This is a genomic window from Bacillus sp. SJZ110 (genome assembly GCF_006715455.1).
GTDB classification, from domain to species: domain Bacteria; phylum Bacillota; class Bacilli; order Bacillales; family Bacillaceae; genus Bacillus; species Bacillus subtilis.
In genome coordinates, this window is the sequence record NZ_VFNF01000001.1 from 835,021 (window position 1) to 846,920 (window position 11,900).

At 44.3% G+C, this 11,900-nt stretch carries 13 protein-coding genes and 1 riboswitch; of the genes, 9 read left to right on the forward strand and 4 right to left on the reverse strand.

From position 1 onward, the window contains the following. Nucleotides 1-61 precede the first annotated feature (61 nt). A complete protein-coding gene (locus FB592_RS04210) occupies nt 62-955 on the reverse strand; it encodes a PucR family transcriptional regulator (protein WP_141949299.1) in 894 nt (297 codons plus the stop codon). A gap of 183 nt (nt 956-1,138) precedes the next feature. On the opposite strand from FB592_RS04210, the gene FB592_RS04215 reads away from it, so the two are divergent. Then, nucleotides 1,139-2,596, forward strand: a complete 1,458-nt coding sequence (locus FB592_RS04215) for an aldehyde dehydrogenase family protein (protein WP_141949300.1) — start codon at nt 1,139-1,141, stop codon at nt 2,594-2,596. Between the two features lie 41 nt (nt 2,597-2,637). Here FB592_RS04215 and FB592_RS04220 read toward each other — a convergent pair whose 3' ends face one another. Next, a complete protein-coding gene (locus tag FB592_RS04220; RefSeq protein WP_003242615.1) occupies nt 2,638-3,474 on the reverse strand; it encodes a YitT family protein in 837 nt (278 codons plus the stop codon). Between the two features lie 76 nt (nt 3,475-3,550). Next, a riboswitch (guanidine-I (ykkC/yxkD leader) is annotated at nt 3,551-3,653 on the reverse strand. A 388-nt stretch (nt 3,654-4,041) separates the two neighbouring features. Here FB592_RS04220 and FB592_RS04225 point away from each other — a divergent pair. After that, complete coding sequence (locus tag FB592_RS04225) at nt 4,042-4,584, forward strand: DUF4352 domain-containing protein (protein WP_120028571.1); 543 nt, start codon at nt 4,042-4,044, stop codon at nt 4,582-4,584. Nucleotides 4,585-4,658: 74 nt separating this feature from the next. Here the strand turns inward: FB592_RS04225 and galE are convergent, their stop codons facing one another. Together galE and FB592_RS04235 are read right to left on the reverse strand one after the other, a co-directional pair. Next, entirely contained in the window at nt 4,659-5,678 is a 1,020-nt protein-coding gene (gene galE, locus FB592_RS04230; protein WP_103803638.1) for a UDP-glucose 4-epimerase GalE, read from the reverse strand. Nucleotides 5,679-5,792: 114 nt separating this feature from the next. After that, the gene (locus FB592_RS04235) at nt 5,793-6,299 is read right to left on the reverse strand and encodes a YbhB/YbcL family Raf kinase inhibitor-like protein (protein WP_009968379.1); all 507 of its coding nucleotides are present in this window, start codon (nt 6,297-6,299) and stop codon (nt 5,793-5,795) included. Between the two features lie 129 nt (nt 6,300-6,428). On the opposite strand from FB592_RS04235, the gene FB592_RS04240 reads away from it, so the two are divergent. The 7 genes from FB592_RS04240 to FB592_RS04265 all read left to right on the forward strand — a co-directional run bounded on the left by FB592_RS04240 (nt 6,429) and on the right by FB592_RS04265 (nt 11,804). Beyond that, a complete protein-coding gene (locus FB592_RS04240; protein WP_041850349.1) occupies nt 6,429-7,304 on the forward strand; it encodes a LysR family transcriptional regulator in 876 nt (291 codons plus the stop codon). Nucleotides 7,305-7,381: 77 nt separating this feature from the next. Further along, entirely contained in the window at nt 7,382-7,855 is a 474-nt protein-coding gene (locus tag FB592_RS04245) for a CcdC protein domain-containing protein (RefSeq protein ID WP_003243313.1), read from the forward strand. Between the two features lie 17 nt (nt 7,856-7,872). After that, nucleotides 7,873-9,093 (forward strand): two-component system sensor histidine kinase YxjM, encoded by a 1,221-nt coding sequence (gene yxjM / locus FB592_RS04250; protein WP_038828898.1) that lies wholly within the window; start codon nt 7,873-7,875, stop codon nt 9,091-9,093. Further along, entirely contained in the window at nt 9,080-9,736 is a 657-nt protein-coding gene (gene yxjL / locus FB592_RS04255; RefSeq protein ID WP_038828900.1) for a two-component system response regulator YxJL, read from the forward strand. The genes yxjM and yxjL overlap by 14 nt, the downstream gene beginning before the upstream one ends. Nucleotides 9,737-9,785: 49 nt before the next feature. Further along, on the forward strand, nt 9,786-11,018 hold the full coding sequence (pepT, locus tag FB592_RS04260) for a peptidase T (protein WP_038828902.1): 1,233 nt from the start codon (nt 9,786-9,788) through the stop codon (nt 11,016-11,018). A 104-nt stretch (nt 11,019-11,122) separates the two neighbouring features. After that, complete coding sequence (locus FB592_RS21015) at nt 11,123-11,251, forward strand: hypothetical protein (RefSeq protein WP_003227241.1); 129 nt, start codon at nt 11,123-11,125, stop codon at nt 11,249-11,251. Nucleotides 11,252-11,549: 298 nt separating this feature from the next. Further along, nucleotides 11,550-11,804 carry a hypothetical protein gene (locus FB592_RS04265; protein WP_072592570.1) on the forward strand — a complete coding sequence of 85 codons (255 nt, stop codon included), beginning with the start codon at nt 11,550-11,552 and terminating at the stop codon, nt 11,802-11,804. Nucleotides 11,805-11,900: the final 96 nt, after the last annotated feature.

Below are 11,900 nucleotides of genomic sequence, written 5' to 3' on the forward strand. Positions count from 1 at the left end.
TCTCGCTAAAATGGGCAGCGTTCATAAAATCACCCAGCCATTTTTCGTGCATATTTCCAATTTATTCTGAACTTTCATTTTGCAGGCAGATAAAATAGGCAAGAAGCGCGCCTTTGTACGATTTGATATCTATCCCTGACCGCTCAATAAATTTATCAATCCGATATTGCAGGCTGTTGCGATGCAGATGCAGCTTTTTCGCTGTTAATGTGACGTTTGAGTTGTTTTCAATAAACAGCTTAATGGTCTTCCTTAGCTCAGCTTCACTTCCAAATAAAAGCTCAGCTTCTTCAGAGAGCAGCGTTTCCAGTTTTTCTTTTTCTGTTTCTAATAATAGAAAAGGAAAGATCATCTCAAAGGTCACACTCTGCACCTGAGGCAGCCGTTTTTCAGCAAACAGGAAATACGCCTGTTCACGAGCGAAATGTTTTCGCAGACACTCATCCGGCTCGTAAAATCTTCCGGCGTAAAAACGGACACTGAAGTAGAAATCACTTTCAAGAACCTTAGCAAGCGATTCCAGTTCGTCCTTCTCCGCCGTCGCTTCACTTTCCTGCTCGACAATCACGCCTCTGTCCTCATGGATCCACACAATCACAAAAGACACCGGCCAAAAATGGCGAACCGCTTCCGTAAAGGACGTCCTTTCTATTTTGCCGAATAAATGAAAGTGAACAAATCTCGTCCGTTTCTTTATATACGCCGGCAATTCCTCTCTGGAAAAAAGGAATGAAAACCACTTGTTTTCCTCAGGTGATTTCATAGACAGTTGATTGCCCTCATCCGCAGGCGTCAAAAATGACTGCAGCACCAATACTTCTTTTTCACTGATCTCTGTTTTCGGAATGGAGATATATCTCTGATTGCTCTCATCAAAAAAACATAGACAGCCTTCCCTTATGCAAAGCTCCTCAGACACAATCGAACCGGGATAAATAGCCAGCAGCGATTTCATAGAGTCTCCTCTCTTATGTAAGGATCTGTATATTCAGTATAAGGCGAAACACACATGTTCTCCACTAAAAAAGAGTATATCCGGTATAGATAGACGAGAAACTGAAAGGGAAACCTCATTCGTTTACATATTGGCTTCAGCGGAAATAGAAGAGGATATGCAGGACCAAAGGAGGGTCATCTTATGAGTTTCGAAACGTTAAACAAAAGTTTTATCAACGGAAAATGGACTGAGGGAGAAAACGGACGTACGGAGGACATTTTGAATCCGTATGACCAGTCTGTGATCACAACAGCATCTTTGGCAACGGGCAAACAGCTGGAGGATGCGTTTGACATTGCACAGAAAGCCCAAAAAGAGTGGGCCAAGAGCACAACGGAAGACCGAAAAGCCGTCCTGCAAAAAGCGCGCGGCTATTTACAGGAAAACCGTGATGACATCATCATGATGATCGCCCGCGAAACTGGCGGAACGATTATTAAATCAACGATCGAGCTGGAACAAACGATTGCGATTTTAGATGAAGCCATGACGTATACTGGTGAATTAGGCGGCGTCAAAGAGGTGCCATCCGACATTGAAGGGAAAACCAATAAGATTTACCGCCTTCCGCTAGGTGTCATTTCATCGATTTCTCCATTTAATTTTCCAATGAATTTATCTATGAGATCCATTGCGCCCGCAATTGCGCTGGGTAACAGTGTTGTTCACAAGCCTGATATCCAAACTGCTATTTCCGGCGGGACCATCATTGCGAAAGCGTTTGAACACGCCGGTCTTCCTGCCGGTGTCCTTAACGTCATGCTGACGGATGTAAAGGAAATCGGAAACGGCATGCTCACCAATCCAATCCCGAGATTAATCAGCTTTACGGGATCAACCGCAGTCGGGCGCCACATCGGTGAAATCGCCGGTCGCGCCTTCAAACGAATGGCCCTTGAACTCGGCGGCAACAATCCATTTGCCGTTCTTTCAGATGCGGATGTCGATCGTGCTGTGGATGCCGCGATTTTCGGAAAATTTATTCACCAGGGACAAATCTGTATGATTATCAACAGGATCATCGTTCATCAAGATGTGTACGATGAGTTTGTAGAAAAGTTCACCGCCCGTGTCAAACAGCTTCCGTACGGCGATCAAACCGATCCGAAAACCGTTGTCGGCCCGCTGATCAACGAGCGCCAAATCGAGAAAGCGCTAGAGATCATTGAGCAGGCAAAGGCAGACGGCATTGAGCTTGCGTTTGAAGGAAAACGCGTCGGAAACGTGCTGACGCCGTACGTCTTTGTCGGTACGGACAACAACAGCAAAATTGCCCAAACGGAGCTGTTTGCCCCAATCGCAACCATTATTAAAGCTGGCAGCGACCAGGAAGCGATTGACATGGCAAATGATACTGAATACGGCCTCAGCTCTGCGGTTTTCACTTCTGATTTAGAAAAAGGCGAAAAGTTCGCCCTGCAAATTGACAGCGGCATGACCCATGTCAACGACCAGTCCGTCAATGATTCGCCGAATATTGCCTTTGGCGGCAACAAAGCAAGCGGTGTCGGCCGTTTCGGCAATCCGTGGGTCGTCGAGGAATTTACCGTGACCAAATGGATTTCGATACAGAAGCAATACCGCAAATATCCGTTCTAATTGAAAAAATCCCTCTGCTTCAAGTACAGAGGGATTTTTCTTTATTTAGATATATCCACAAACCCTTCGCCAAACACATCGCGTACGTCATGAACGATCACAAACGCTTTTTTGTCGCAGCTTCTAATGATTTTTTTCAGCATAGACAGCTCCTGTTTGTTAATGACGATATACAAAATCTCTTTTGATTGGCCCGTATAATTTCCCTTCCCTGATAAAATCGTCACGCCCCGATCCATCAAGGTATTTACCTGCTCTGCAATCTCACTCTTATTTTCTGAAATGACCGTAATGGCTTTTTTCGTATTCAAACCTTCAATAATGAAGTCCATCACTTTGGTACCGATATACAGCATCACGATCGTAAACATCATTTTTTCTGCACCAATAATAAAATAAGAGCTAAATACTACGATTAAATCAAAAAACAAGAGTGCATAGCTGATATTCCAGTCTAAATATTTATTAGCAATTCTGGCCAGAATCGCGGAACCGGCCGTCGTCCCGCCGACCCGGATAATCATGCCGATCCCGACTCCGGCAAATACACCTGCGAAAATCGTATTAATGATCAATTCATCAGACGGAATGCTCCACCCATGTGTCAGATGAAGAAAAAGCGAATTTGCCGCAACCGCAATGATCGTATAAACCGTTGTTTTTCCATCAAGAAACTTGTAGCCGATTAAAAGCAAAAACGCATTTAAGATAAAGTTCGTGACACCAGGAGACCATTGAAACAGATAATACAAAATCAGCGTAATCCCAGTGACTCCGCCTTCCCCAAGATCATTGGGAATCGCAAATAAATTAACCGCAAGCGCGAAGAAAAAAGCGCCAATCACAAGCATAAGTACATCCAGCATTCTCTTTTTCATCACGAAAACACTCCTTTTCATTGTTCTGTTCTAGCAAATAAAAAAACCCAGGAGAACGCTCTCGAAAAAGAGCAGAAACTCCTGGGCTTTTATCCCACCGTGTCATAACAGCCAAGCTGCTATGTGTTTTCTCTCGGTCACAGTCCAATTTGCATTGCGGAACCCTAGAAAACCACTGTTTTTATCATATCCTTTTCACTTTCCAATATTAGCATTATAAGGGACGGTTCGAATTGGTTCAAGGGGTATTTGCGGAGTTTTCATCAGATAAGCTGGAAAAAAATACGATTTATCTATTAAAAAAGAACAGATATAACCGATAAGAAAAAAAGCATATATTTTACAAGTGAATTTAACTATAAATGATAATAATTATAAGAAATTCATAATTTTATATTGACTAAGCGAAATAATATAGGCATTATAGTACATATGTTTCGTACATTTTATTACATAGGAGGAAATATAATGGCAGGAAAACTAGTACCCTGTAAAGCTTGCGGTCAAGAAATTGCAAAGGGTGTAAAAAAATGTCCTAACTGCGGTAAGGATCAACGTAACTTTTTTATGCGACATAAAATCATTACGTTTATTCTCGCAGTTGTTGTCATCATTATTATCGGTAATATGATTGGCGGCGGAGGCGGCTCAGAAGCCACTTCCAAAACATCAAGCAGCAGCAAAGCAGAAACTGAAAAAACATACAATATCGGTGATACCGTAAAAACTGAAAAAACTGAAGTGACGGTTACGAAGGTAGAGGACAGAGATACTGTCGGTACTCAATATGTTGAAAAGAAAGCATCTGATGGTGGTACAATTGTAGCAGTTCAATATACAATTAAAAACGTATCTAAAAAGCCGATTAGCTCTTTTTCAATTCCAACTGTTAAATTAGTTGATGCTGATGGCACTTCTTATGATGCTGATATCGATGCTTCTTCAACCTATGCAACTGAGACAAAAGTTGACAACTCTAAAATATTAAGTGATCTAAATCCTAATATTAAAGTAACAGATGTGAAAGCATTTGAGGTGGACAAGGAAGCTTATGCAAAAGGCACTTGGAAACTAAAATTCAGTAATGATGTTATTGTGAAAATCAAATAACAGCTAACAAGGGTGCCTGTTCAGGCACCCTTGTTCTTTAAAAAAGGCCTTCTCTATTGAGAAGGCCTCCATTCTTATTCCGCACTCTTATACCCATTCACATTTGAAGACTGCCATCTCCAGGAATCAGCACACATTTCCTCAAGGCCGCGTTTCGCTTCCCAGCCCAGTTCCCGCTTGGCTTTCGCAGGATCTGCAAAGCATGTGGCGATGTCTCCCGGACGGCGGTCCGCAAAACGGTACGGAACCTCTTTCCCTGACACTTTTTCAAAGGCTTTGACCATTTCAAGCACGCTGTAGCCTGTGCCTGTTCCAAGGTTGTATGCATCGGCTCCTGTAGAGTTCAATACTTTTTCCAGCGCCTTGACGTGGCCTTCTGCGAGATCAACGACGTGAATATAATCGCGTACGCCTGTCCCGTCTTTTGTCGGATAGTCATTTCCGAATACGTTTAATTGCTCGAGCTTCCCGACTGCTACCTGTGCCACATACGGCATAAGGTTATTTGGGATTCCGTTCGGGTCTTCACCGATCCGTCCGCTTGGATGCGCGCCGAACGGGTTAAAGTAACGAAGCAGCGCAACGCTCCACTCATTGTCGGCTGTATGCAAATCACGCAATATTTGTTCAAGCATGAGCTTCGTCTGCCCATAAGGATTTGTCGCGCCTAATGGAAAGTCTTCCGTAATCGGCGATGTTTCCGGAACGCCGTATACTGTCGCAGATGAACTGAATACGATTTTCTTGACGCCGTATTTCTCCATGGCCTCGCATAAAATAAACGTTCCTGTCAAATTGTTATGATAATATTTGAGGGGAATCGCAACAGATTCGCCGACTGCTTTTAACCCTGCAAAATGAATCACAGCTTCGATTTCATTTTCAGCAAAAACGGAATCTACCGCTTCCCGGTCCAATAAATCCGCTTCGTGGAACGTTAAATCTTTTCCTGTAATCTCCTTGACACGGTTCAGCGCCTCAGCCGAACTGTTGGACAGATTATCAAGAACAACAATCTCGTAGCCGCTGTTCAATAATTCAACACATGTGTGGCTGCCAATGTAACCGGCACCGCCAGTAACAAGTATTGCCATGATGTAAACCCTCCTAAAAAATGACCTGTTTTCATTATATAGTGTTTAGAACCGGTCCACATCCATTTTTAAGAAGTTTAATCGTTTATTAATAGTTTTTTCATATTTTTTAGCTTAAACCCTTGCCAGCAATTCGATAGAGGTTTCAGCAAGAATGTGCTCTTTCATTTCTTGATAGAGCTCATTCAAGTAAAAGCCCGGCTGAAGATTCAGCTCAGCATCTAAAGCATAGACCGTCAATGTATACGCATGATCCTTGTCAGGCGGTGTCGGCCCGCAATACTGGTGAATCACCTTTGGATCGTTGCTTCCCGCAAGCGGTGAAGCAAAGCTGTTTTGCCCTTGTATCATCAAGTCCTGTCTTTCCTCACTCGCATGTTCAGGAAGCTCTCCGATGTAAGCCGGAATATTAGCCGCTGTCCAGTGAATCCAGCTGAATCCGCATACGGGAATGGCGTCATGATCGATGAAAGTAAGTGCGAGCGTCTTTGCTCCGGACGGGATGTCATCAAAATGAATTGGAAAGGATACAAATGGGTTTCCTTCTCTCTTATATTTTTCATCCGCGTATTTTGAATACTTGTCATGTAAATATGGATTTGCTTCTACGTATATGTTCATATGAATCCCTCTCTCTATTTTCTCGTTCTATAGGTATACTAAACGAATCGATGTATAATCAGTGATAAACAAATACGCATGTAAACGTAACAATTTGTTATGGATAACTTGCAGTGAAGGAGATATTTCATGGATTTAAAATGGCTGCAAACCTTTATTGCCGCAGCGGAATCAGAGAGCTTCAGGGAGGCGGCTGAGCATCTGTATCTCACACAGCCTGCCGTTTCTCAGCATATGAGGAAATTGGAAGATGAACTGGGCATGAGGTTGTTTTTGCATAGCGGAAGACGAGTCGTACTGACTGACGAAGGCAGGCTCTTTTTGCCTTATGCCAAAGAAATGATCCATGTTTACCAAGCTGGAAAGCAGAAAGTCAGTCAATGGAAACAGGGGTACAGCCGATCACTCACGCTGGCCGTACACCCCTACATTGCGTCCTATATCTTGCCTCGCTTTCTGCCAGCCTATATCCAAAAACATCCGCATGTCGAGCTTTCAACTCATGTGGCTGGATCTGACGCTATTAAACAAGCGGTGGAACACAATGAAGCTGATATTGGTTTGTCGCGGAAAGACCCGAACACCAACACTCTTTATTATCAGCATATATGCGAAGGTACGCTTTGTCTGGCGGCTCCTTTCCAAGAAAGCAGACCGGATGCTGCATCCGTCTTAACCCGCTATCGGCTGCTAACGCATGATCATCCGTCATATGGGGATGCCTTTTTAGATAACATCCGATCACATTACCCGTATCTTCAAATGATGGCTGTCGGGCAGACGGATACGGCTGTCCACATGATGAAAGCGGGAATGGGGGCATCTTTCCTCCCTACCTACATTATCAAACAGGAAGAAGCCGAAAAAAAGCTGATGGCTGTCAGCACGCCTGCACATCTAGAATTGCCTGCGTCCCAAACGTTTATGATGTGGAAAAGAAACAGCGAAGACATTCAGCATTTTCACGCCATGTTACATGACTTTATGCAGCGCGAACAAGTATAGAGCTGAAAAATCAATCTGCCGGTTGACGTTTTTCTTTCCTATTTTCGCTATGCTTAATGCAGAAAGGATTTGATGACATGGCGATGAGCCCTTATATTTTTATTGTATTGATTCTTATTATTTTATCGATGTATCGAGAAAGAACGGTAAAGCCCGGGAAGTTGCTGATCATTCCACTGCTGCTCTTATGGGGCGTATCTGCATCGTTTCAGCCGGCGTATTTTCATTCCGTATTACATGTGGCGATCAGCGGCATTTTATTACTGATCGGGCTGGCCTGCGGGTTTGGCATTGGGAAGATGGTAAATGTACGGATTCACCCGGAAACCGGAAAGGTCACTTCACGCGGCTCACTTGGGAGTGTTATCCTCATTCTAGTGATACTTTCTTTGCGCATGGCCGCGAGAACATGGCTGCCTGAGAGCAACGAGATGTTTATTGCCATTATTCATTCTATGTTCTTCGTTCCCCTCGGCACCATCACAGCCCGCAACATCATGCTTTACAAAGCATACAGACGACTGACCGCTGGCAAAGTATCCATTCAATAACCGAAAGAAGGACCAGCATGAACGGACAAACTCCGGCTCGGCACTACTACAAGAAGCTTGTGCCGAGCCTTATTCTCATTTTGAATTGCATACAATTTTTATCTCATCCAACTAAGGCTGATCCCATTTTGTTAGCATTTGTATTTGCGGTATACTTAGCATTCATTTGGATCATTCCCTATGTGGCATCCACTGCTGTTAGTTTGAGCATATTCATCGGACTCTGGCTCCTGACCGATTTCTTTTGGGCTGTTTCCGGCCAAGAGCAGGGTGCCGCCTATTTTTTGATTGTATTTTTAATGATATATGCCGCCTTTAGACTCCCTTCACGGCTATCCTTAATCTTCACAGCATGTTTAATTGGAGGCAACATATTACTCCTATCCTCACATGGAGGAAGCTTGAATACTATCATCAGCAACATCTCGATCATGATCGGACTCTACGTCTTCTTCTCCTCCATGCGCTTCAGGCGAGAAGCGAGAAAAGAGGCTGAGCGGAATCATGTTGAATTGGCAAAAATGCATGTGCAGCTGGAGCATGCTCATAAAGAACTCCAGAAAGCGCATGCAGAGCTGCAGGAGGCTTCTGTTCTTTCATTAAGGTACGCGGTCCTTGAGGAACGTACAAGAATCGCCCGCGACATTCATGACAGTATCGGTCACGAGCTGACTTCTGTGATTGTTCAGCTTCAATCTCTTCCCTATATCCTCAAAAGCAGCAAGGAGGATTCAGAAAAAGTCATTCAAAATGTACTGAGTGTCGCCAGGGAATGTCTTCAAGAAGTACGGTCTGTCGTTCACCAAATGGGCCGTAGTGAATCGATGGTGGGGCTTACCGCTTTGCGGGGGCTCATTCATCAAGTGGAGGAACGGAGCGGCTTGCACGTTTCTTTAGATACTGCCGGACTGTCAGAAAAGTCTTGGCCTCCAAACGTGAGCGAAACGATCTACCGCATCTTGCAGGAAGCGCTGACCAATATCATTCGTCACGCTGACGCTTCTCATGCGGCGGCCGTCATTTCTAACGACAAGTCCCATCTCTATATCACAATCACCGACGACGGACAATTCACCGGCAGCCTTACTTATGGATTTGGCCTGACAGGAATGAAAGAGCGCGCAGAAAAAGCAGGCGGTTCCCTTACTTTCAGTGCCGTACAGCCGAGCGGCCTGAAAATTGAGCTGTCATTGCCGCTCATGACAACGCATAAGGAGCAAAAAGATGAACAAAGATAACATACGCGTCGCGCTTGCCGATGATCAGCCGCTTGTGCGTGAAGGCTTCCGCTACGTCATCAACGCACAGCCGGATATGACGGTTTCTGGTGAGGCCGGCGACGGTTGCGATATTATAGCACTCGCAAAACAAACAAAACCCGATGTCATCCTCATGGATGTCCAGATGCCGCATTGCTCAGGCATCGAAGCGGCGAAAGACATCATGTCCGCCCTTCCAGATACAAAGATTGTCATTTTAACGACCTTTGACACGGAGGAATACGTATTTGAAGGCATCCGTGCGGGCGCAGTCGGCTATCTGCTGAAGGATACACTTCCTGAAGAGTTGATAGATGCGATTCGCGCTGCGGCCAGAGGCGAGGCGATTTTCCGTACAGTCACAGCTGCTAAAATTATCAGTGAGACATTTCGGGCGAAGCAACAGCCCCATCCAGAAGAACTGGCAGAGCCGTTCACCAAAAGAGAGCTTGAGGTTCTTCAGCAAATGGCCTACGGACTGAGAAATGAGGATATTGCTGAAAAGCTTTTCGTCAGTGAAAGCACTGTGAAAACCCACGTGCACCGCATCCTGCAAAAATGCAATGCCCAAGACCGGACACAGGCAGTCGTTTTTGCCATTCGAAACGGTATTGTGCAATAGAAATCTCTCATCCCGCCATGCTAAAATAAGACAAAGGAGATGATTGGAAATGAAAGAAGAAATCATTGAACGGTTTACTACATATGTAAAAGTCGACACACAGTCCGATGAATCCGTTGACACTTGTCCTTCCACACCCGGCCAATTGACATTAGGAAACATGCTCGTTGATGAATTGAAGTCCATCGGCATGCAGGATGCAGCCATTGATGAAAACGGCTATGTCATGGCAACTCTTCCCTCCAATACTGAAAAAGACGTGCCGACAATCGGTTTTCTCGCTCACGTCGACACCGCTACAGACTTTACCGGCAAAAACGTGAATCCGCAAATCATCGAAAGCTATGATGGAAAAGACATCGTTCTTAACGAAAAGCTGCAGGTCACCCTGTCACCTGATCAATTTCCTGAGCTGTCCGGCTATAAGGGCCATACACTCATCACCACAGACGGCACCACCCTTCTCGGCGCAGACAATAAGGCCGGTATCACTGAAATCATGACAGCCATGGATTACCTCATCAAACACCCTGAAATCAAGCACGGCACAATCAGAGTCGCCTTTACGCCTGATGAAGAAATCGGAAGAGGGCCGCACAAATTTGATGTGAAACGGTTCAATGCATCCTTTGCCTACACGGTTGACGGCGGGCCGCTCGGCGAGCTTGAATATGAAAGCTTCAATGCCGCTGCCGCAAAAATTACGATTAAAGGCAACAACGTACATCCCGGAACAGCTAAAGGAAAAATGATCAACTCTGCGAAAATCGCGATGAAGCTGAACAGCCTGCTGCCGGCAGACGAAGCGCCTGAATATACGGAAGGCTATGAAGGCTTCTACCACCTGCTGTCGATTCAAGGAGACGTAGAGGAAACAAAGCTCCACTACATTATCAGAGACTTTGACAAAGAGAATTTCCAAAACAGAAAAGAAACAATGAAGCGTGCCGTTGAAGAACTTCAAAACGAATACGGGCAAGACCGGATTCTGCTGGATATGAACGACCAATACTACAACATGAGAGAGAAAATTGAACCTGTCATCGAAATCGTCAACATTGCCAAGCAAGCGATGGAAAACCTCGGCATCGAACCGAAGATTTCCCCCATCCGCGGCGGAACCGACGGATCACAGCTGTCCTACATGGGGCTTCCGACGCCAAACATCTTTACAGGCGGGGAAAACTTCCACGGCAAATTTGAATACATCTCAGTTGACAACATGGTCAAAGCCGTAAATGTCATCGTTGAGATTGCAAAGCAGTTTGAAGCGCAAGCATAACGCCAAAAGCCAGTCCAAAAAAGGACTGGCTTTTTTGTGTGAAAATGAAACATTTTAAACGCGTCCTCCGTAAAACAAGTATCAACAAATGAGGAGGAAAAACAATGACAAAACATGCAATCGCTGCAAAGAGTCTCTTGAAAAAATGGATCATTTCCAGGCCGCTTAACATGCAAAAGAAATCCAGCCCATTTCAAAAAATCAGAAAAATGTTCAAACGCTTCTTCAAATAAAACATTCAAATCCCCTAAATACAATCCGTATTCACCCGTACCGCCCAAATGCTCCGTAATTTGGGTTTTTTGTGTTCAATTCCGCAAAATAGGGTATAAACCAAACAAGCAAGAATACAGCACCCAAAAACAGGCAATTCGAATTACTCAAACTTAGGTTAAAAGTTATATAAAGGAATTTATTTTATCGTCGATAGTAACTATAGAATCAATCATCAACAAGAGCAAACAGCGTGATTCAAGACTATTTTCAGGTCATCAGGTTATACTGTTTTAGAGGGACAGTTTCTCGTTATTTATTGATTTAGAATTTTTTGAATACTTTTTGGCTTTTTATCCGTACAATAGAGAGTACCAAAACTTTTTTTGGGAGGTATGTAATATGATCCTATTTATTATCATCGCATTATGCGGCTATCTTCTTTTTTCTTTCAGCAAGGACAATCGCCGCAAACCGCAAAAGACAAGCCCTCTGCCAGCAGCCGCACCTCATCACAACAACCTAATCGACCTTGACGCCATCCGCCAAAAACGCCGGATGCATCTTTCCTAATTCTATATTTCAAATGAAAAGGCTGCTGAATCACGCAGCCTTTTAAAATTGTTTTGATTTAGAGCCTGAAACCTTTTCGCCACCTATCCGTAATTT

Bases quoted from the DNA above. Each gene is read 5' to 3' on its own strand.
- FB592_RS04210 (WP_141949299.1), bottom strand. From the start codon at position 955: ATGAAATCGCTGCTGGCTATTTATCCCGGTTCGATTGTGTCTGAGGAG.
- FB592_RS04215 (WP_141949300.1), top strand. From the start codon at position 1,139: ATGAGTTTCGAAACGTTAAACAAAAGTTTTATCAACGGAAAATGGACT.
- FB592_RS04220 (WP_003242615.1), bottom strand. From the start codon at position 3,474: ATGAAAAAGAGAATGCTGGATGTACTTATGCTTGTGATTGGCGCTTTT.
- FB592_RS04225 (WP_120028571.1), top strand. From the start codon at position 4,042: ATGCGACATAAAATCATTACGTTTATTCTCGCAGTTGTTGTCATCATT.
- galE (WP_103803638.1), bottom strand. From the start codon at position 5,678: ATGGCAATACTTGTTACTGGCGGTGCCGGTTACATTGGCAGCCACACA.
- FB592_RS04235 (WP_009968379.1), bottom strand. From the start codon at position 6,299: ATGAACATATACGTAGAAGCAAATCCATATTTACATGACAAGTATTCA.
- FB592_RS04240 (WP_041850349.1), top strand. From the start codon at position 6,429: ATGGATTTAAAATGGCTGCAAACCTTTATTGCCGCAGCGGAATCAGAG.
- FB592_RS04245 (WP_003243313.1), top strand. From the start codon at position 7,382: ATGGCGATGAGCCCTTATATTTTTATTGTATTGATTCTTATTATTTTA.
- yxjM (WP_038828898.1), top strand. From the start codon at position 7,873: ATGAACGGACAAACTCCGGCTCGGCACTACTACAAGAAGCTTGTGCCG.
- yxjL (WP_038828900.1), top strand. From the start codon at position 9,080: ATGAACAAAGATAACATACGCGTCGCGCTTGCCGATGATCAGCCGCTT.
- pepT (WP_038828902.1), top strand. From the start codon at position 9,786: ATGAAAGAAGAAATCATTGAACGGTTTACTACATATGTAAAAGTCGAC.
- FB592_RS21015 (WP_003227241.1), top strand. From the start codon at position 11,123: ATGACAAAACATGCAATCGCTGCAAAGAGTCTCTTGAAAAAATGGATC.